The following is an 18,588-nucleotide window of genomic DNA, read 5'->3' on the forward strand; positions in this document are numbered from 1 at the left end:
CCGGCCGTCCTCTTCCTCTGATCAGCCGACATAAAAAAACGCCCGACCGTGAGGCCGGGCGCTGAGGGAGAGGGCAAATTTCAGTCGATCGCCTGGAAGATCTCGGCGGCTTCCAGATGGTCCGCGGCGTAGTCGTAGAGGCGGCCATATCCTTCCGACATCGCGTCGATCGGATATTTGAAGGAGAGATGGGAGAAGGCGAACAGCGTCGCGATGATGCCCGCGGCGTCGGCCGATACCTCGCCCTCATAGCCGTTAGTGTCGCAGACGATCTGAAAGCGGGGCTTAGAGGTCGGCGCGAGGTAGAGCGGCCTCCCGCCGCGCTCATAGAAGTCCCAGAGACCGCCACGATAATCGAGCGGGCTCAGGCGTTCCATCAGGTGATAGACGGTCATCTCCGCCACCAGGACGTGCTCACGGCCGAAGAGCAGCGGCAGGAAGCCCATCCGGCGACCCTCCGGTACGATTGCCACGGCGCGCGCCGCGGAATCGTCAGTGCTGGGGTTGGTGTCGGGCATGGGGGTTCTCCGGAGAGCGGATCGGGACGAACCGGCGGCGCTCTCTCTCGACCGGGCCGGCTCGAACCCGTCCCGGCAAACCTCTCGCTCTGACGCGCCGCATGAACGCCTGATCGCGCGGCCTTCCGAAGCGGGCCGCGCGCCACTACACTCCTTCATCCAACACATGGCGGACGGCGACCCTGGCGATCGGGGACGCATGTCCGCCCGACCAAGTGAGGTTCCGGAAGGAGACGGTGAGGAAGGGAAGTGTGATCGGCATCGTGCCGCGGGCTGCCTCGTTGTGGGCTTCGGGGCGGGCTTTGCGCTCCGCCCGGTGATCGCACCGGGCGACGCATCGGCCGCTGCGGTCGCGGGCGTGGCTCAGCCGACGGAAGAAGAGGCCATCGCAGCCGTCCGCCGCCATCGCCCCTTCACGGGGACGTCGCTCGCAAATGCGACACTCAAGCTCGGTGATTGCTCGCCGGGCGGTGTTGGACCCGGCGTGACGTGCATGACGCAGCTCACGATGGATGTGACCCGGGCGAACGCCACGCCCCAGAACCGACCGGTCGGCTTCGCGCGCGTCAACGGTCAATGGGAAGTGGCCGTCTGGTAGAATTCAGGCAGCTATTTCGCCACCCGTATTGGGCGGAAGGTAGGCGTCGTAAGGATTGCCATCTGCCAGATGGCCGAACGGCGTGAACATATAGTCGCCACCGTCACGGCCGACCGCACAGATGACATAGCGCGGCTCGCCGGTCGCGGCGTCCGTGCATTCCATCAGCGCCAGATCGCCGCTTTCCGCGGCGCGCAGCAGGGTTTGGAAATTGGCTCGCGCATGGTCGGGGATCATCGCGCACCTCTTTCGGCGAGCCAGCGGCCCGTGCTCATCCATTCGATCGTGTGGCCTGTGGAGAGATCGAGCAGATGGGCGCCGCCGGAGAAACCGTCGACGACAGGTTCCGAGGCGACGCCGGCCCACTGAAAGCCCCAGGTGCCGGTGAGCCCGAACGTCTCCGCGCAGCGGGTGACGAAGGTGATCAGCAACTGCGGATCGGCGGTCCCGGGGTCGCGAAGCCAAAGTCGCGTGGCGCCATGCTCGGGCGTCAGCGAGAGCAGGAACGGCTCGGCGGGCGGATCCTCGCGACCGTTCTCGGCCATCAGCGCGGTGTAGATGTCGAAGGCCCGCGCGACATTGGCGGCCGAGCCGACGTCGAGCAGGCAGGAGAAGCGGGTGAGAAAATCGGGCATGTCGGGCTCCTGAAACGAAAAGAGCCCGACGCTGGGCCGGGCTCGGGTGGATCGGGATCGTGGTTGAGAGGGGCTAGTAGCCGAATTGCCATGACGGCCACGATTGGCCGTCGTCGGCAGCCGCCGCGGCCTGGGTGAGGTATTCGGGATCGCGGTCGGCCACGGTGGGGTTGCGGACAGGCGTCTCGTCGATGACGGTCACGCGGGAAACGAGGCCATCCTCGACCTCGACGTGGACCGGCACGAAATACTGGAAGACGACACGCCGGATCGGCGCGGGGCTGAATTGCACCATGTGAACGCTCCTTCGATTGGGGGAGAGGTGCGGAGCGGCCGAAGCCGCCCCGCGAGCCACTCATTCGGCGGCTACGAGGTGACGGTCGTCATCCTCGCCATCGGCCGGCGATTCCGAGTCGTCGTCGGCGCTGAGGAAGTCGGGCAGCTCGGCCCCCTCGGCTTCGCTGCCGCCGTCCGCGCCCGCTGCAGAATCGCCGTCAACGCCAGCAAGCCGAAGCGGCTCAGGCAGCCAACCGCTATCGGCCAGGAGACGCTCGGCCTCCTTGGCCATGTCGCCCTTTTTCAGATGACCGATAAGCTCGGCCGCTCGCTCGCCGGCGCCTTCGCGGACGGCTTGGAGGATGCGCGGCTTGGTGACACGGTTGAGGTAGTTGCCGAAGGTCGGGCGCCAACCAGCCTCCACTATGTCGAGCCCGGTCGTCCGCGTCAGCCGGTCGGCCTGCGCGAGCCTCATGTCGAGCGTGTGCTGCGACACGCCGCCAGCGCTGTGCGGGTTCGGCCGCTCATAGAGCGCGTTGACCCCATAGCTGACGCAATGTGCCAGCAGCGCCATACGGCTGGCATCGTCGAGACCGGCGAGCCAATCCCACAGGGCGTCGTCGTCCTTCGGGATGTCAGTGGCCCAGGCGTCGTGACGCTCCTGCACGGCCCGCGCGGAGGGGCTGTCCTTCAGCGCCTCGTCCTGAACGGGGAAGAAGATGTGCTTCACCCCGGCCTCCATAGCGCCCGTGTACATGCGGGTCATGAAGTTGTCCGAGACGAGTTTGTGGAGAAGCGCCGTCATGGCGATGTGCGGGTTTTCAGCCACCGCGTTGCGCAGCGCGAGGGTGCGGTAGGCGGTCAGCTCGACGACGAGGCGTTCGGGCAACGGTTTGATGCTGTCGTCATCATCGTCCTCCTCCGGTTCGACAGGCCGGCCGCCGATAGTGATGACAGCGCGTTGCACCGAGGGGCTCGCGGTGCCGGCGGATTCGGTATCGGTCTCCGATCCTTCCTCACCATCGGTCCGGACCTGAGGCACATCCTCGGGCCGGACGAAGCCGCGATCGACCGAAAGCGATCCGTCGGCGTCGATGCTGACAAAGACGCCGGCGATGGCGATGTCGGCCGGATCGAAGTGCTCGGGGCGATCGTCGAACGCGGCCAGAGCCGTCTCGATCTCGCCCATGCGCTCGTCGACCTCATCGGGCAGTTCGTCGGCGTCCTGATATTCCGCTTCGAGCCTGGCCTGCTCGGCGGTGAGCGCCTCGATGGTCGCCTGTTCCTCCGCCGATAGATCGATCGGCGTGCCGGAGATTTCCTGCAGACCGCGCACGGCGTCGTAGGGGAAACTGACCGCGACCTCGATCCACTTCCAACCCTCGGCGGCGATCACCTCAGCCTCGGCCTTCAGCTTCTCGGCGACGAGGCGATCGAGAAGCCCGACGTCCTGCAGCCAGCCGCCATCGTCGGCCTGGAACAGGTCGCGCATGACGATGCCGCCAGCCGCCTCATAGGCTTCGAGGCCGAGGAAGACGGCACGCTTGTCGGAGGCGCGCACCGTGGTCTCGGTCAGCATGCGCCGGATCTGATAGGGCTCCTTCGACCAGGCGTCCTTGATCGCGTCCCAGACCTGGGTCTGACGCTCGTGGTCTTCGGAGACGGTGAAGGCCATGAGCTGCTCCAGCGTCATGCCGTCGTCGGCATAGACCTCGTGGAGGACGGGCGAGACGGCTGCGAGGCGCAGCCGCTGCTTGACCACGTTGACGGGGACGAAGAAAGCCGCAGCGATCTCCTCCTCGGTCATGCCTTTGGTCAGCATGTCGTGGAAGGCGCGGAACTGATCGAGCGGATGGAGCGGCGCGCGCTCGATATTCTCGGCCAGCGACACCTCTTCGGGGAGGATGGCGCCATCGCGATCACGGACCACGCAGGGCACTGGAGCGATCTTGGCGAGACGCTTCTGCTTCACCAGCAGTTCGAGCGCCCGGAAGCGGCGACCGCCGGCGGGCACCTCGAACATGCCGGTCTCCACGCCCTCGGCGTCAACGACGGGAAAGACGCTGAGACTCTGGATCAGGCCGCGACGAGCGATCGAGGCCGCAAGGTCCTCGATCGAGACGCCGGCCTTCACGCGCCGGACGTTGGACTGGCTGAGCACCAGCTTGTTGAAGGGGATGTCGCGCGAGGACGACAGGATGATCTTCTGAACGGCAGTAGCCATCGGGATTTACTCCGCGACGGGCGGCCGAGAGACTCTCTCTCAACCTCCAACCCGTCACGAAGCGAAGCGCCGCCCTCTTCCTCTAAAGGGGGCAGCGCAACGGACCGGCGAACCAGAAAGGCACGGAAGCGCAAAGCCGGAGATACGGAAAACCGCATCCCCGGCTTCGCGGAAATCAGGCGGCTCGATCGAGCAGCTTCTTCGCCTTGCCCTCCATGTCGAGGCGGGCGTCCTGATGGGGCTTGTCGCGCGCGACGGCGGTGATGCCCTGCACGAAATCGAAGATGGACTCCGGAGGGCGGCCTTCCTCGGCCAGCACTCTGTCGATGATCTTGCCAGTCTCGGCCTTGGAGAAGCCGCGCCGACGCAGGAAGTCGGTGCGGTCTTCGTCGGTCCTGGCGACGATCCGCTCGCGGGCGGCCCTGATGCCGTTGACGAACGGCAGGGGTGAGGAATTCGCGAAGTTCAGCAGCGCCGGGGCCGCCTCGTGCGCGAAGCGGTTGGCGGCATATTTGGAGTGGCGGATGGTGATTTCCTCGAAATTCTCCACGCCCCACAAATTGCGATTCTGGCAGACCGCCCGGAGATAGAAGCTCGCCATGCCGAGCGTCTTGGCGCCAACCTCGGAATTCCAACAATAGAATCCGCGGAAATAGAGATCCGGCGAGCCGTCAGGCAGGCGGCCAGCTTCGATCGGATTCAGGTCGTCGACCAGGAACAGGAAGACGTCGCGGTCGGAGGCATAGAGCGTGGTCGTATCCTTGGTGATGTCGACCCGCGGATTGTAGATGCCGGTCGACCAATCGAGCACGCCCGGCACCTTCCAGCGGGTGTCGCCCGTGCCATTGCCCGCGATACGCTGCACCGCCTCGACCAGTTCGTGGTCGAAGATCCGGCCGTAATCCGGGCCGGTGACGGCGCGCAGTTCGACGCGGCCAGTATCGGTTTCCAGCGTCTTGATCTGCTCGGCCCGACTGGAGGTCAGGCCGTATTGCAGGTTGATGGCGGCGAGCGCGGCCGGGAGCTGTCGCAAATAGGCGGCTGGTGCGCCGACCAGGCTGGCGAGCTGGCCGAAGGACCAGTGCGTCGGCGCGATTGACGCATCGGTGCCTGGCAGGATCAGCGCCAGCCGCTCCGAATCGTTGCGGTTCGCCTCGACGTGGATGAGCGCGCTTTCCACCACCCGCGTCCGGCTTCGTTCGGTGCGGTCGCGAACCGTGTGGGCCAGTTCCGACAGGGAGAGATAGCGCTCGTCGGCCGGACGCGAGAACCATTCCGACGAGACGCGGCCGATCCGCTCCCCCCGGCTGACATCGACCTTGTAACCGCCGTTTGTGTCGCGGCGGGCGTCGAGGACTGAATCTTGGGACATGGGAACAATCTCCATGACGGGCGCCGGAGACCTCTTCTCCAGTCCTCAACCCGTCACGGAAATCAGTCCACTCTCTCACTCTCAGCAGGGCGTTGCGGGGCAGCCGCCCCGCAGAAGGGGTCGGTCGAGACCAGCGGGCTCGGGCGCAGGGGAAGGCTTTCCCCTCAAGGTCTAGTCCGGAGTAGAGATGCCTACTCTGGGCACGTTTCATGTCGAGCAAGTCGGATAGTGAAGAATCGTGTATTGGAAGAGTTAGTGCGATCGCAAAGGAAAACAGGTGGGCGACGTTTCAACCGAGAAAGAAACTTTCCGGGTGCTCAGCTTAGATGGCGGAGGCGCAAAGGGCTTCTACACACTGGGCGCGCTGAAGGAGATTGAAGCGCTCGCGGGTTGTAGATTGTGCGAGAAATTCGACCTGATCTACGGGACTTCGACTGGCTCCATCATCGCCGCGCTACTAGGCCTTGGGAAATCGGTGGACGAAATTGAGGCGCTCTACCGCAAGCATGTGGTGACCGTCATGTCGGCTTGGCGCCCGAGCCAAAAGACCGCGGCACTCGATGCGCTCGCAGCAGATGTTTTCCGGGAGCTGCGTTTCGACGCCTTCAAGACGGACATCGGCATTGTTGGCACGAGATGGAAGGAGGAGCGTCCCATCATCTTCAAGACGAACCGGCGTCAGGCTTTTCGTGGCAAGGCGACGTTTGAGCCCGGCTTTGGTTGTACGATCGCCGACGCGGTGATCGGGTCGTGCTCGGCGTATCCATTCTTCGAGAAGAAATTTGTAACTACCTCCGCAGGTGAGAGGATCGAGGTCCGGGACGGCGGTTTTGTCGCGAACAATCCTACGCTCTACGCAATCGTTGACGCGATTGAATCGTTGGGGATCGCGAGGAGCGATGTTCGCGTGGTGAGCATCGGCGTTGGCGAATATCCGTCACCGAAGCTTCCGACCTGGAGCGTTCGAAAATGGGCAAGCAAGCTGCCGACGATGGTCTTCCTTCAAAAGACGATGGAGATCAGCGCCCAGTCGATGGATCAGTTGCGGCGCGTGATGTTTCGAGATGTTGCGACGGTTCGGGTTCACGCCCGATATACCCAGCCAGAGATGGCGACGGACATGTTGGAAGTCGATTTGGAAAAGCTTGGCTTGCTGTGGCAGCGCGGGCGCGATTGCGCGCGCGAGGCGGAGGAGGAACTGAAGGCGTATTTGGCTTAAACGGGGGGAATTATGGCGATCGCGGAAGCGCAACTCGAGACGTGGTCTCAGCAAGGCAAGACGGGCCAGTTCACGGACACCTATAATTCAATTAGGGGGAATCTTCTCGACGGGTCGGCCTTCTATCCGGTGAAGGACATAGAAGTTCACCTGCAGGGCTCTTACGGCAACGATACGAACGTGTGGGCGGACAGCGACGTGGACGTCGTCCTCTGCCACAATGGCGCGTTCTACTACGATATTTCCGCGATGAGCCAAGCCGAACAGGATGCCTTCAAGGGCGTCTTTTCAGCAAATGCCGCATACGGTTATAACGAGTTCAAAGGCGATGCCGAGAGGTACATCAATCAACTGTACAACGGTGTCGTTGCGGGCGGAAAGGCGCTGCATGTTCCGGGAAATAATGGTCGCCGCAACGCGGACATACTCATCTGCCAGCAATTCCGGCGTTACTATTCCTATCAATCCGGCGTTCACGGCTACCATTCCGGGGTAGCGTTTTACGTGAACGGATCACGGATCGAGAATTTTCCGAAGCAACACTCGGACAACTGCACCGCAAAGCATCAGGCCACGAACCAGAACTTCAAGCGTGTGGTCCGGATCTTCAAGAACATGCGCAACACGATGATCGGCAAGGGGTTGCTCGCCGACAAGATCGCGCCCTCATACTTCATCGAGGGGATGCTTTCGAATGTGCCGAACGACAAATTCGTGGGCAGCTATCAGGATATGTTCGTCGAGTGCTTCAATTGGGTCGTGAACGCGGATCGGACGAAGTTGACGACCGCGAGCCAACTCCATTGGCTCGTAAGGGATGGTTCCTCGGTCTGCTGGTCGACGGCTAGCTTCGATGACTTCACGGCAGCGCTCAAGGAATTTTGGGAGAGTTGACGAACAGCGCGTAGTCGGGATCGGGACGAGACAGGTCGAGGATTTCGGGATCAAAGGTGTAACCGACGAAGTCGCGGACGTGCGGAGGCAGTTTACAGGCGAAGACCTGGCGGCAGGTGCAGGTCAAAGCCTCGTTTCGTTAGGAACAGGAACCGGGTGACGGCTGCGATCGCTTCCCGGCCGATGGCCGCGCGTGGACGTGTTTGCGATGCTGTCGATCAGCGTTCGTTATTGTCGTCTTCATAGTTGGACCAATCGTCGGCAGGCGCATAATATTCTGCCGCGTCGTAGGTCTGGGTTTTCTTGTAGCGATCGCTGAGACCCACGACAGCGAGTCTTGAGAGACCGGCGATCTTGAGACCGCATGCGACGCATTCGAAGTGGGTCGGAAGATACTCTTGGGTTTCGATGATTTCGTCGTCGTCGAGCTTCTGTGTTGGAGCAGAAACTGGCTCCCCCAGGACAAGAGCCGCCGAGCCGCACGATGGGCAGTCGACTCGGTGGCCGTTCTGACGGGTGGCCCACACTGCGGCCTGGGTTTGTAGCGTCGAGCGGTCGTCATCGAGCTTGGCGTTCCAGACCTTTTTGTGCGCCTCTACATCGCCCTTTACGGCCTTCGCGCTTTCGTCGTCGGCTGCGTCGATAAGCTTTTTTGCAACCTCCGCTTCGTCTTCACCTACGAACTCTGGGAGCGTCACTCCCATTGATGTCAGGAGGATCGCACAAGTCTGATAAAAACGTGGCTGCCAAGTCGACCCCTTGACGCCGTCGAATGCCAGTTCGCCGGAGTGGAGTTCGGCATTGCGCTTGCCGGTATGTACGACCCCGAAGCTCTCATGCTCCTTGGTAAATTCCGGCAGGATGCCTGAAAGGCGCTTGAACACCTCACTGATTGGAATGGATCTTGGTGAGAACCTCTCTTCGAAGGGAGCGAACCCCAACGCGAACAGGAGATTTGATCCGTTTTTATCGGCCTCAGCTAGCAGCGCTGGGCTGACATTCGCCAAAGCTGCGCGAGCGAGGAATTCCAGGGAGAAGCTAGACCAGAGTGCGTATTCCCATTCATCGCTGTCATAGTCATCCATGTTTTGAATGTAGCGCTCGGCCTTCGCGTATAGCGCTTCTGGATGATATGTTGCCGGTGTTGCGCCCGGCTCGATAGTCTTCTTCATTTAAGTGCCCCCAAATATACCCTTTGTATTGAACGATCCTCGCGCCCGGGTGGGATCGGAGACCGAGCGTGCAACATGCGCCAGTTGTCGATGATCAGAGTATCGCCAGGATGGGCGAGCGCGATCGACAATGGGACGCTCTTAGCGAGCCAATCGCGGATCTGCGTGTCGGCCGCGTCGCCAATTCTGCTTGCTGGCCGAAGGAATATTTCATCCCACCGTAATAGGTCGGCGCCATCCGCAGATTCGAAAAGGTGAAGCAGCGCAAGGGTGCCGTCGCGTGGACGCCGCGGTTTGAAGATTGCCCGTGTGAGAGTGTCGCGGGAAACGGCATCGATGAGCGCGCGACCGTCAAACAGCAGCGTGGGGACGTCGTCATATCCCACTTGGCATCGCAGCAACAGATAGCGCGGGGGCCGGCGCCAGTGTGCAAGATCGGTATGGAACGGAAAGCTGCCCAAGCCGAAGTTCCCGCTATAGGTATTTGGAGCAGCGTCCTCGCGAGGCACCAGGGTTTGAACAAGGCCTCCTTCCCAGGGCGTCAACGGATCGCCAAAATCGCTGGCGACTTCGACAGTACCGATGCCCAAGCGATGCCGTGGAATGAAGGAGTAACCGTTTTCGGCAATTTTGCTTCTGAGATCGGACGCTGTCACTTTTGCAGTCCCTCAGATTGCGTTCTCGGCCTTCAGCAGATCCCGAACACGGGCGCCGAGCGGCGTGAGGATGTAGACGGTTCCGCGATAAGCGCCATCGGGGAAGTGTGTCTTCTTGGGGATTGCGAGGCGGCGGACTGCTTGGTCGTGGGCGAAGACGGTTTTCAGTGCTTTAGAAATCGCCCCCATGGCGTTTCTGAGGGCGGGATCGGCTTGGCCGGTTTGGTTGCTGAAGGTGTCGTGGCCACTGAGAAGCTTTTGGAGCGCTTCTCTCCGCAGGGGCTGGCTGGGTTTGGGACGAACTGCGTCTACGACCTTTTGTGCAAGTTTCGCCAGTTCGTCGTCACCTTGGTCCTTTGGGACCGCAATCGGGCTGAAAAGCTTGAGATTTTCGGGCTTAACGTACGGAGACAAGGCCTCAAGCGCGCCCTTCAGACTGTGATCTGGTATCTCTGCAATAAGCGTCGCCATAGCTCTTCTCATTAGATCTGACTAACGAGAAACCTAAGGGGGTCGCTTGCCGCTTTCAAGGCCGATCGTTAAAAATCATCGAAAATCCCGCGTCTTCACCTTGATCGAGTCGATGTGCAGATCGCGGACGTAGATGTCGCGTGTGCGCAGCCCCTTCGGTGCCAGACCGCGCGGATCGGGGGTCGGCGAGCCATGGTGGAATTCGTCACCGCGTCCATGCGGCAGCGGGAATGCGGCGTCGCGATCGCCGACACTGGCGAGGTCCGCCGAGATCAGTCAGGCGCTGGGCGACGAGATGCACGACTTCGCCCTCGCGCTGGATGCGGCCGCGCACGGCGAACATGCCGGCTGACAGTATGATGCGCCGGTTCGGGACGATTTAGCGCTGTCTGCTTTTCGGGAAAACGGGACCGAAACGCTTGGCCCTCGCGAGGCGCTCGGCGCTCTCCAGTCTGCGCCGCGGCGCATCGGCGTCCTGACGGCACCTCAAAGATTGCCGCATCGGGACAATCTGAGTTTGCTAATCGGGCGACGCGACGGGATCATCCATCGAGCACACGAAATCAGTGAGGCCGAACTGGACGATGGAATGCGCCACGCAAGGCGCTTCATCGAGCGGTTTGCGAAATCGCTGCTCGATCTGAATCTTCTGCAGTAGGCGATCGTAGGGCCAGGCTGGGTGCCTATGGATTCTGCAGTTTCCATAGGCGGTATTGCTCGCGCAGCTTCGCTTCTATCGCCATCAGTTGGGCGGGATAGTGGTATCCTTCGAAGCCACGCGCTGCAATATCGGTTGACAACTGGACTAGGCGCCAAGGTGTGTATTCGTGAAATGGGTTTAGACCGATGACATTGCCAAGAGACAGGTCAGCCGGCGCCGGCGCCGTCAAGAGCTTCGCAAACGTTGCGATTGCCGCGTTCATATCCCACCGGCAGACAAACAACGACAGTGCGCAGAGGGCAAGGAGTGGAATCGGCGGTCCCTTCCACCTGTAGGAATCAGGATTGATCGGACTGAACTTGATGCCAGCGTTCTTCGCGACAAAACCACAGAGCGTGAGCGCTGCGTCGTAGTGCGGCCGCAAGGCACTGACGTCGAAAACCTCCTGATCCTTGTGCTTCGTGGCCAGTTCCTGGGCCCGACGCCAATGCGGCGGCTCGACCGGCGTCTCCCTGAGAAGTTCAAACAGGGCAAGGTGCTCTTCTGTGAATTGGTACTTTGCCGCGGCTGCCCAATCGAAGCCTGGCATTTCTGCTTGGGCAGGATGGAAGGTCCAGCGTTGATAATGCGAGTGGCGCCGTAGGCATCGGGTCCATTCAATTTGCTCAGGTGTGACCGTCACCCGGACGCGGCTAGAGGCTTTCAGTTCGAAAAACCATTGGCGCATGGCGCGGATCGTCGACTGATCGAATAGCTTCTGCTCGATACCTTTGCACACAAGCTCTCTGATCAGTCGTGTTTCTGCAGATTTCTCAGACCCGAGATTCACGAGCCCGTCAGGTTGGGTGAGCACGCCATCGTCTTCGCCATAGAATTCACAGAAAGGATGATGCGCGTCGTTGCCGTCCTGCCCGACGAACCGGAAGTGAGATTGCCTGATCAGCTTTTGCGTTGCGCGGGCGCGAGCCGAACGCACGACATGAGCGCCGGTGCTGCCGCACGACGAACATCGAACGTCCGAGCGAATCCAGTCGCTCCATTTGGGATCTATTTCGGGAACCTGCTCGGCGGCAATGGGCTGCCTTCCGCTCAGCAACCATGCGAGTTGCTCGACGTCGATCTCGCGAGCGTAGTGTTGCGAGTAAGCAGTGGTTGCCATAAATCCTCCTAGAATGACCTTCTATGTTCGTTGGACGTGTTGCCATTTGTCTTGGCGCAATGCTTCCACCGAGTTGTTGTTCTGAGTGAGAAGCGCGCTCTACGCCGCAGGCGTGAAGCGGACGCTCGGCGATATAATTCTTATAGTTTTCGTCGCGCGCGTGAGCGCTACATACAAATCCTTGCCGCTCATTGCGTCGGTTGATGTCACGATGGCTCGGTCGAACTCCAAACCTTTCACCAAGAGCGTGCTTCCAATACTGCGGATTCCCAATCGGCGACCGGCGTGACGACTTCGATTTTGAACCTCCCAGATCGACGCGTGGAGGCTCGGGGGTTGGGTCTTCGTCGTGGTCTGGAGGGCCGATTGCATCGCAAAGTACATTTCGCGGCGGTAGATGCGGACGCCCGGCCGATCTCGCAGCGCCTGGAGGAAGGCGAGCATCGAGTCATCGCCACCGTCCTGGATGATCGCATCGGTGAGCTGCAAAAGATCGCCGAATTTAGCCTGGCCCAAGCGGCGGCCCTGTTGGCGGGCGTCAACGGCGCGCTGGAGTTCTGCCTTGTCGGCCCCGATCATACATTTGGCGGCGAAAGCCAGGAGCATCTTGAAACGCGCTTGTCCGACCGACCCATCAATGGCTCTGGCCGCGGCGAAAAGCGTCTTGCAGCCGACCGCCTCGATATTGACGAACCCTTGCTGTGCGAGCTTCTGCGCCAGCGCCGATCGACGGTTTTCGCTAGTGCTGTCGCCGATGACTATGAGGTTTCCAAGCAGGTCATCGCGCATCGATTCGAGGCATTGCCGGACTACTGTAGCCTGCTGATGGCGCGGATCGGCGGGCAAGGCGGTCCAGGTTACGCAATTTGGACGATTGCTGAGATCAAGAATTTCGCCCTTCTGAAGCGCCAGCCGCACGGCTCGAAGCCATTCGGCGAGATCCTCGTTCCCGGCGTTCTTCCATCGCCATGGAGTTGCCAGTTCGGCTGCTTGTCCAAAGTTTGGAAAGACATCCTTCTCCCAGCTAACCGGCGTTTGGCCCCGGAAGTCGAAGATGGCCTGAAGCGGGTCGCCAAAAACGCACGTCGGCAAATGATTGGCGAGCCGTCGGATCACATCGTGCTGCTGCAGGGTGCAATCTTGGTACTCGTCAACGAAGCAGCCACCATATGAAGAATTGATCACCCCATCCACGGCGCCACTATCGAGTAGGCAGGCTCCGGCGGCATAAACTGCGTCCCACTCCGCCGTGGAGTTGGGGGCGGTCGAAAGGATGCCGGAGCGCCGAGGAAAGGAAGCCGCAAACCGGAGGCACCAGCCGGCGATCGTGTCGATGCGATACTTACCGCTAGGAATTTGAAGTTTCTTGAGGCGTCGCGTGAGCGCGTCGACGCCGGCATGCGTGTGCGTAAGAATGAGCCGGCGATGTTCGGACACGCCCACCGCACGGGCAATTTGCTCGGTTTTCCCGCAGCCAGCGGCCGCAATGATGCTCCCCCGTCGAACGCCGGCCGCCAATCGCGCAATATCTGCGTCTACCTCAGGAGCCATCGATCCATGTCCGCATGGCATCGAGCCCTTGGGCGAGTGGAGTTGCAGCCACGTTGGCCAAATGGGGGCCGACAACTGATGCCAACCCTTCGCCGCGTGAAATGTCCTTGAACCAACTCTTGTCGTTCGCGACCTTACCAATCAGCCGACGCAAATCCACGGTGTCGCGCTCCGGTCCCAGCTTGGCGGCGGAAACGGTCGGAAGGCCGGCGGCGTTCAAGGCATTGTCGAGGACGGCGATGACGCTGTCCTGTCCGACGCACTCGATTGCGAGGGCAATCAGTGCGCGTACTCCGGCCCAGGGTAGGTCGAGAAACAGCCGTTGCTCGGTCGAGCAGTTGTCAGGCCATTGCCAGAAGGCCGCGCCTTTGTCGGTCGCTCTGCGCAAGGCCTCCGCGTTTGGCGGCTGGTCGGAGTCCAGAAGAAGCCAGACCTCGTATCCAAGATCGCGAAGATGCTCGGCGATAAGTGGGGCCTTATCCTTGCCCCCGCCATCGATCGGGACCGCTCCCTGCAATGCGAACGAATCTCGGCCGCTAGTATGCCACCATCCATCTAGCCCGCGCATAAGGCCCTGTTCCGTTCGCCCCTCGCCAACAAGAACCTTGCGCGCGAGGAAGGCCTCAGGCGTTCCGCGAAGGTGACGCTGCGCCGTGTCGAGGTCTCTGGCCAGTCCCGAAACTGACGCCACGGTCGTCACACCCGCTGACGATCGAACGGCAAAAATATCCGAGGCGGTTAGCTCGCGGATGACGACTGGCGAGTGTGTCGTCACGAACATCTGCGGCTGGACGGCACCTTCCCCGCCCTTGGGCGTTTTCAGATACTTGAGCAGCCGGGCGACGCGATGCGGTTCCAGACCATGTTCGATTTCGTCGACGATAGCGATATGAGGCGGGCCGGCGTCGTGCTGAAGCGCGGACACGAGAAGGCGAGAGGACCCAGTTCCAAGTCGGCGGAGTGGAAGGTTGCCGTCATGCAATGCAATCCCGCCAGAGGTGATGCTGACCCCTTGAACGTCCAGTTCGGCTGTGAATTTCCCTCGGACGGGCACGGCGAATAGCTTGCTCAGCTCCTCTGCCCGGTCGACGGCTTTTTTGAAGATACCTTGATCGCCGGCCTTGAAGGCTGTGCGGGCCGCCCGGCCGGCTTCCGCCAGTTGAAGGCTATATCCCTCACCAGCCTCGCCGATGCGTGTCAGGACGGAGGTTCGGCCCCAGCCGAGATGTCGTTCGGCATACGGTCCCAAGCGATTGGTGCCCATCCGCTTGGCGTCTTTGTAACGTACGGTCGGTGGGTCCTTGTCGATGGCATCGATACGATCATTGTGGATCGACCATCGCGCCTCTAGCGATTGATCGATAACTACGGTGATGGATAGCGCGTCTTCCAAACCCGCGCCGGACTCGTCCTCGATTTTCGTAGCTGCCTGGTTCCAGCCCCGAAGGTGTAAACCGTATCGGTCCTCGGCTTTGAAGTCGCCGGGTAGCCCGGCCAACGTTACAGTGATCCGCAACGGCTTCTCGATATCGAGGTCGAAGAAGTCGCAATCATCGGCGAAGCTATACGAGCGGGGATTTAGACACAGCTCGATGGCATCGAGGATGGTCGTTTTTGTGGAGTCGCCGGGGCCGATCAGGCAGTTCATGCCCGCCGCAGGTGCCCAAACCAGAGATTTGATTCCACGGAAGTTCTGGACCTCCAGATAGACGATGCGCATTCCTGCCCCCAGGCCGCTGACGCAGATCGTCAGTCAAAGTTCTTTCTCATGCCAAATCGCTCACAAGGATCCTCGATCCGGGTAACTAGCGCCCACGGGCACCGCCGATCTGCGCGCCGATGCGCGGCCGACGAGCCGATTTCTGCGGTGCGGCACCGTCATCGCCGAGATGGTGAATTCGCAGAGCAGGACGCTCCGGCAGTTTGACGGTCAATTCGAGCTTACCCCCCACCGCCTCGACATAGCTGCGAAGCGTCGAGAGATACATGTCGGTCTGCTTCTCAATTTTAGAGACCGAAGGCTGCTTGATATTGAGCGCGGAGGCGATATCGGCCTGGGCCTTACCCGCTATCTGGCGCAACTCGCGCAGGCCTTCGACCTCCTGCTTGAGCTCCTGATAGCGCGTATCGATCGCGACCTGCTCCCCCGGAGGCAGCGTTGCGATGAAGTCGTTCAGGTTCCGGCCCATCTCACTTTCCCTTCTTTACGGCTTTCAGGCTTTCCAGATGCTCGGAAAACCGGAAATCCGCTTTTGCTATCAGCTTCCTATAGAAGCGTTTCTGGCTTCCGCCCGACTTGTCTCCTGCTACCAGCAGGATTGCTCTTCGTTCTGGATCGAAGGCGAAGGCTGCGCGCCATTCGCCGTCGGCCGCTTCGAACCGCAGCTCCTTCATATTGGCATGGCTAGACCCCTTGAGCGTATCGGCATGGGGCCGACCAAGCTGCGGGCCGTAATCCGACAGCAGCTTGGCAACCGCGAGCAACGCCTCGCGGACATCGCGCTCAAAGGCCAAAACCTCGCCCTCAAAGGCCGGGTGGATTTGGACTTCCCACTTCATATAGCCTCCGGGCTATGTCGGGTCAATGGGAAGGATGCGCGGAGCGGCCGGCGACGCCGTGGTCACGCGACGGCAACTTTCGGCCCAAACATCGAGATCATCGACCGCGTAGCGGACCCATTTTCCAAACTTGTGAAATACGGGTCCGCCACCCAGCGAGCGGTAGCATTCCAGCGTATGCCCTTCGAGGGCGAGGTAGCGGGCGGCCGCCTCGGTATCGACGAAGCGGATCGGGCCTGCGTCATCGACAAACCTCGCGCGACGCAGGATGTCCGCCGTAGGCCACCGGCGCCGCTGGTTGGCGTCCTTACGCATGGCTCGCCTCCTTTGGCTCGTCGTGCTTGGTGCCGGGCGGAACGGCGCGATTGTCGCCGGAGCGATGACGGAACGGCCGATAGTTTCCGAGCTTGGTGCGCGAACCATACTGGCCGTCCTCGTAGCCGAGGGGTTTGCCGGTCGCGGTCAACACCGGCTCGATAACCTCGACTTCGGGCGCAACCGAAGGCACTTCCACAACCGGCGCCCGCGTAGGTGTGGGAGGCGGGCTCGCCGAGTGACCGCCAAGCAGAGCCTGCCGTCGCTGGTTCACCGCCTCCGCTGCGGCTCGCACCGGGTCGTCCTCGGTGTGGACGTACTTCATGAACATAGTCACCGTCTTGTGGGCGGTGAGCGCCATGCCGACTTTCACCGGGATGCCGGAGTTTGCAATGTCGGTCGCCGAGCGATGCCGGATGCCGTGAGTTCCGATATGCGGGAGGCCTGCACGCTCAAGGATGCGTCGCCAGCCCTGATAATAGGTGTGCTTCGACATCGGCAGGTCGGGGTCGAAGACGGACGGGCAGACGAAAGGCGATTCCTCAAGGAGAGGAGCGGTCTCGAACAGCCGCTGCGCTTCGGCACTCATGGGTTTGGACATGCCGCCGGTCTTGCTGTCGGGCCAGACGACGCGCCGGTTGTCGTAATCGACCCACGACCATTCGAGCTGGATGATCTCCGACATGCGCGCCGCGAATTCGAACTGGAGCCGGATCGCGAGGAGGATGAAGGGATGCTCAAGGCCCTCCGCCTCGGCGCGCGCAAGGTAGGCGAAGAGCTTCTTCATCTCGCTGTCGGTGATCAGCCGGGTCTTTCCCCGTTCCGGGTACTTCGGGACGTGGCGGCATGGGTTCGACCCGTCGGCGCGCATGCCCCAGACCTCGGCCATGTTGAACATCTTCCGCACGGCCGCCAGGACGCGGTTCGCGTTCGTGGGCTTGTGCGACATCTTCTTCATCAGATTCGAGATGTCGGCGCGGGTGACGTCGGGCACCTTCAGTTGGCCGAGCACCGGGATAATGTAGCGCTTGCCGTAGCCGCGGTTCGAATGAACGGTGGACGGCTTGTTGCGGCTCTCCGAGTAGTCGGTGATGAAGCGGTCGAAGAGTTCTTTGACCGTGGGTGCCTGCCGAGCTGTGGCCCGCTCGGCGCTGGGATCGAGGCCGCGGCGAACCTCGGCCAGCCAGTCCTGAGCGATCCCGCGGGCCTGCTCGACGGTGATCTCGCCGTAGCGGCCAATAGCGGGCTTTCGGCGCTGCCCGTTATGGGCGACATAGGCCACCATGAAAATCTTGCGACCGGCCGGGGTGACCTTGACAAGGAAGCCGGGTATCGTCGTATCCCGGAGTTCGTAATCGCGCTCCTGCGGGGTTGCGGCGTCTACAGCGGTCTTGGTGAGTTTGATTTTGGGCATTCCTAACCTCCGATGAGGTCGGATTTCAGGTGCAACATAGGTGCACCTAGAAAGCCAACCGTGGCGTACATCCGGTTAGGTATGGGTGACTCGATATCCGAAAAAAGCTAGTGCTGACAGTCGGTTATCGGGAAAACGGATACCCCCGGATACACAAAGGATAGGGCATCTGGGGTCTCTCAAAATCGAGTTCCGCAAGGAGTGCTGGTTCGATCCCGGCTAGGGGCACCACTAACTATGGTGGAAAGCCAATAAATCAGCATCGTACCTGAAGGGACCCGCTACGCGGCCCGCAGGCAGGCTCTCATAGTATATCCCCTTCTTTCGTGATATATTAGTAATTGCTAATACTGATCGCGAGATTGGGAGGGTTGTGTGATGAAATTCAGGCTTAGTGTGACTGCGCTTTTCTTTACATGCGTACCACTGTCAACGACGCTATCTGCGACATTGCCGGAAGGTGCGACTGAGCTATCGTCTCAAGAAGTCCGCAGCATGTACGAGGGTAAGTCGTCTGACTGGAAAAGTGTCCGCATCTTCTTCGCTTCCGATGGCTCTGCGAAAATGGTGCGTAAAGACAAAAAGGCCTACGGCGAAGGCAACTGGAAAGTGTCTGGCAACAAGATGTGCCTGACCATTGAAACCGTTCAAGTGGCATCCGGAAAAAAGCAGAAGGTCGATGACTGCTACACGTGGCACAAATCGGGCGAGAAGTACTTTATGCGCTGGTCCGGCGATGAAGCGAAAGCGGACGCATATCGAGACAATGAGCCATCGCGACTTTCCAAGGGCGACAGGGTCTCGAAAGAATTCGCTGGATTGAAGAAATGACCTTGAGTGTCAGGGGGGCTCGGCCCCTCTGACAGATGACCAATGCGTTGACACTCCGTCTTG

At 61.0% G+C, this 18,588-nt stretch carries 20 protein-coding genes and 1 pseudogene; 4 read left to right on the top strand and 17 right to left on the bottom strand.

The window, feature by feature from the left end; genetic code table 11:
- Positions 1 to 80: 80 nt before the first annotated feature.
- Entirely contained in the window at positions 81 to 518 is a 438-nt protein-coding gene (locus tag CO731_RS09165; protein ID WP_108606875.1) for an antirestriction protein, read from the bottom strand.
- A gap of 199 nt (positions 519 to 717) precedes the next feature.
- Between CO731_RS09165 and CO731_RS09170 the strand changes: the two genes are divergently transcribed.
- Complete coding sequence (locus CO731_RS09170) at positions 718 to 1,116, top strand: hypothetical protein (RefSeq protein ID WP_245439690.1); 399 nt, start codon at positions 718 to 720, stop codon at positions 1,114 to 1,116.
- A 3-nt stretch (positions 1,117 to 1,119) separates the two neighbouring features.
- On the opposite strand, the gene CO731_RS09175 is transcribed toward CO731_RS09170, so the two are convergent.
- The 5 genes from CO731_RS09175 to CO731_RS09195 all read right to left on the bottom strand — a co-directional run bounded on the left by CO731_RS09175 (position 1,120) and on the right by CO731_RS09195 (position 5,623).
- On the bottom strand, positions 1,120 to 1,353 hold the full coding sequence (locus tag CO731_RS09175) for a DUF6117 family protein (RefSeq protein ID WP_052819637.1): 234 nt from the start codon (positions 1,351 to 1,353) through the stop codon (positions 1,120 to 1,122).
- The gene (locus CO731_RS09180) at positions 1,350 to 1,751 is read right to left on the bottom strand and encodes a hypothetical protein (RefSeq protein ID WP_108606876.1); all 402 of its coding nucleotides are present in this window, start codon (positions 1,749 to 1,751) and stop codon (positions 1,350 to 1,352) included. Before CO731_RS09180 ends, CO731_RS09175 begins: the two co-directional genes overlap by 4 nt.
- 73 nt (positions 1,752 to 1,824) lie before the next feature.
- Complete coding sequence (locus CO731_RS09185) at positions 1,825 to 2,046, bottom strand: hypothetical protein (RefSeq protein WP_052819635.1); 222 nt, start codon at positions 2,044 to 2,046, stop codon at positions 1,825 to 1,827.
- A gap of 60 nt (positions 2,047 to 2,106) precedes the next feature.
- Positions 2,107 to 4,251, bottom strand: coding sequence for a ParB/RepB/Spo0J family partition protein (locus tag CO731_RS09190; RefSeq protein WP_052819634.1), 2,145 nt, complete (start codon positions 4,249 to 4,251; stop codon positions 2,107 to 2,109).
- Between the two features lie 175 nt (positions 4,252 to 4,426).
- Positions 4,427 to 5,623: a DUF932 domain-containing protein gene (locus CO731_RS09195; protein WP_108609714.1), complete on the bottom strand. Its 1,197-nt coding sequence runs from the start codon at positions 5,621 to 5,623 to the stop codon at positions 4,427 to 4,429.
- 277 nt (positions 5,624 to 5,900) lie between these two features.
- Here CO731_RS09195 and CO731_RS09200 point away from each other — a divergent pair, with 277 nt between their 5' ends.
- Positions 5,901 to 6,842 carry a patatin-like phospholipase family protein gene (locus tag CO731_RS09200; protein ID WP_108606877.1) on the top strand — a complete coding sequence of 314 codons (942 nt, stop codon included), beginning with the start codon at positions 5,901 to 5,903 and terminating at the stop codon, positions 6,840 to 6,842.
- 12 nt (positions 6,843 to 6,854) lie between these two features.
- Positions 6,855 to 7,736 (top strand): nucleotidyltransferase, encoded by an 882-nt coding sequence (locus tag CO731_RS09205; protein ID WP_052819632.1) that lies wholly within the window; start codon positions 6,855 to 6,857, stop codon positions 7,734 to 7,736.
- A 218-nt stretch (positions 7,737 to 7,954) separates the two neighbouring features.
- Here CO731_RS09205 and CO731_RS09210 read toward each other — a convergent pair whose 3' ends face one another.
- From CO731_RS09210 to CO731_RS09260, 11 genes and pseudogenes are all read right to left on the bottom strand, one after another.
- The gene (locus CO731_RS09210) at positions 7,955 to 8,908 is read right to left on the bottom strand and encodes a hypothetical protein (protein WP_052819631.1); all 954 of its coding nucleotides are present in this window, start codon (positions 8,906 to 8,908) and stop codon (positions 7,955 to 7,957) included.
- On the bottom strand, positions 8,905 to 9,564 hold the full coding sequence (locus CO731_RS09215) for a TauD/TfdA family dioxygenase (protein WP_052819630.1): 660 nt from the start codon (positions 9,562 to 9,564) through the stop codon (positions 8,905 to 8,907). The genes CO731_RS09210 and CO731_RS09215 overlap by 4 nt, the downstream gene beginning before the upstream one ends.
- A gap of 12 nt (positions 9,565 to 9,576) precedes the next feature.
- Positions 9,577 to 10,035: a hypothetical protein gene (locus tag CO731_RS09220; protein ID WP_052819629.1), complete on the bottom strand. Its 459-nt coding sequence runs from the start codon at positions 10,033 to 10,035 to the stop codon at positions 9,577 to 9,579.
- A gap of 75 nt (positions 10,036 to 10,110) precedes the next feature.
- Positions 10,111 to 10,402 (bottom strand): annotated as a pseudogene (locus CO731_RS29280) (DNA polymerase-like protein); the annotation flags it as partial.
- Between the two features lie 316 nt (positions 10,403 to 10,718).
- On the bottom strand, positions 10,719 to 11,855 hold the full coding sequence (locus CO731_RS09230; protein ID WP_052819627.1) for a hypothetical protein: 1,137 nt from the start codon (positions 11,853 to 11,855) through the stop codon (positions 10,719 to 10,721).
- A gap of 99 nt (positions 11,856 to 11,954) precedes the next feature.
- On the bottom strand, positions 11,955 to 13,406 hold the full coding sequence (locus tag CO731_RS09235) for a UvrD-helicase domain-containing protein (RefSeq protein ID WP_108606878.1): 1,452 nt from the start codon (positions 13,404 to 13,406) through the stop codon (positions 11,955 to 11,957).
- Positions 13,396 to 15,126: an ATP-binding protein gene (locus CO731_RS09240; RefSeq protein ID WP_052819625.1), complete on the bottom strand. Its 1,731-nt coding sequence runs from the start codon at positions 15,124 to 15,126 to the stop codon at positions 13,396 to 13,398. Before CO731_RS09240 ends, CO731_RS09235 begins: the two co-directional genes overlap by 11 nt.
- An 85-nt stretch (positions 15,127 to 15,211) precedes the next feature.
- Positions 15,212 to 15,595 (bottom strand): XRE family transcriptional regulator, encoded by a 384-nt coding sequence (locus CO731_RS09245; protein ID WP_082178886.1) that lies wholly within the window; start codon positions 15,593 to 15,595, stop codon positions 15,212 to 15,214.
- 1 nt (position 15,596) lies between these two features.
- On the bottom strand, positions 15,597 to 15,965 hold the full coding sequence (locus CO731_RS09250; protein ID WP_108606879.1) for a type II toxin-antitoxin system RelE/ParE family toxin: 369 nt from the start codon (positions 15,963 to 15,965) through the stop codon (positions 15,597 to 15,599).
- A 12-nt stretch (positions 15,966 to 15,977) separates the two neighbouring features.
- Positions 15,978 to 16,280 carry a hypothetical protein gene (locus CO731_RS09255; RefSeq protein ID WP_052819623.1) on the bottom strand — a complete coding sequence of 101 codons (303 nt, stop codon included), beginning with the start codon at positions 16,278 to 16,280 and terminating at the stop codon, positions 15,978 to 15,980.
- Positions 16,273 to 17,694, bottom strand: a complete 1,422-nt coding sequence (locus tag CO731_RS09260; protein WP_052819622.1) for a site-specific integrase — start codon at positions 17,692 to 17,694, stop codon at positions 16,273 to 16,275. Before CO731_RS09260 ends, CO731_RS09255 begins: the two co-directional genes overlap by 8 nt.
- Before the next feature lie 378 nt (positions 17,695 to 18,072).
- Here CO731_RS09260 and CO731_RS09265 point away from each other — a divergent pair, with 378 nt between their 5' ends.
- Positions 18,073 to 18,525, top strand: a complete 453-nt coding sequence (locus CO731_RS09265; RefSeq protein WP_108606880.1) for a DUF995 domain-containing protein — start codon at positions 18,073 to 18,075, stop codon at positions 18,523 to 18,525.
- Positions 18,526 to 18,588 lie beyond the last annotated feature (63 nt).

Origin of the sequence: Aminobacter sp. MSH1 (assembly GCF_003071665.1) — a bacterium.
In the GTDB taxonomy this organism is placed as follows: Bacteria; Pseudomonadota; Alphaproteobacteria; order Rhizobiales; family Rhizobiaceae; genus Aminobacter; species Aminobacter niigataensis.

Coding starts and splice junctions, on each gene's coding strand:
- CO731_RS09165 (WP_108606875.1), bottom strand. CDS start 518: ATGCCCGACACCAACCCCAGCACTGACGATTCCGCGGCGCGCGCCGTG.
- CO731_RS09170 (WP_245439690.1), top strand. CDS start 718: ATGTCCGCCCGACCAAGTGAGGTTCCGGAAGGAGACGGTGAGGAAGGG.
- CO731_RS09175 (WP_052819637.1), bottom strand. CDS start 1,353: ATGATCCCCGACCATGCGCGAGCCAATTTCCAAACCCTGCTGCGCGCC.
- CO731_RS09180 (WP_108606876.1), bottom strand. CDS start 1,751: ATGCCCGATTTTCTCACCCGCTTCTCCTGCCTGCTCGACGTCGGCTCG.
- CO731_RS09185 (WP_052819635.1), bottom strand. CDS start 2,046: ATGGTGCAATTCAGCCCCGCGCCGATCCGGCGTGTCGTCTTCCAGTAT.
- CO731_RS09190 (WP_052819634.1), bottom strand. CDS start 4,251: ATGGCTACTGCCGTTCAGAAGATCATCCTGTCGTCCTCGCGCGACATC.
- CO731_RS09195 (WP_108609714.1), bottom strand. CDS start 5,623: ATGTCCCAAGATTCAGTCCTCGACGCCCGCCGCGACACAAACGGCGGT.
- CO731_RS09205 (WP_052819632.1), top strand. CDS start 6,855: ATGGCGATCGCGGAAGCGCAACTCGAGACGTGGTCTCAGCAAGGCAAG.
- CO731_RS09210 (WP_052819631.1), bottom strand. CDS start 8,908: ATGAAGAAGACTATCGAGCCGGGCGCAACACCGGCAACATATCATCCA.
- CO731_RS09220 (WP_052819629.1), bottom strand. CDS start 10,035: ATGGCGACGCTTATTGCAGAGATACCAGATCACAGTCTGAAGGGCGCG.
- CO731_RS09230 (WP_052819627.1), bottom strand. CDS start 11,855: ATGGCAACCACTGCTTACTCGCAACACTACGCTCGCGAGATCGACGTC.
- CO731_RS09235 (WP_108606878.1), bottom strand. CDS start 13,406: ATGGCTCCTGAGGTAGACGCAGATATTGCGCGATTGGCGGCCGGCGTT.
- CO731_RS09240 (WP_052819625.1), bottom strand. CDS start 15,126: ATGCGCATCGTCTATCTGGAGGTCCAGAACTTCCGTGGAATCAAATCT.
- CO731_RS09245 (WP_082178886.1), bottom strand. CDS start 15,595: ATGGGCCGGAACCTGAACGACTTCATCGCAACGCTGCCTCCGGGGGAG.
- CO731_RS09250 (WP_108606879.1), bottom strand. CDS start 15,965: ATGAAGTGGGAAGTCCAAATCCACCCGGCCTTTGAGGGCGAGGTTTTG.
- CO731_RS09255 (WP_052819623.1), bottom strand. CDS start 16,280: ATGCGTAAGGACGCCAACCAGCGGCGCCGGTGGCCTACGGCGGACATC.
- CO731_RS09260 (WP_052819622.1), bottom strand. CDS start 17,694: ATGCCCAAAATCAAACTCACCAAGACCGCTGTAGACGCCGCAACCCCG.
- CO731_RS09265 (WP_108606880.1), top strand. CDS start 18,073: ATGAAATTCAGGCTTAGTGTGACTGCGCTTTTCTTTACATGCGTACCA.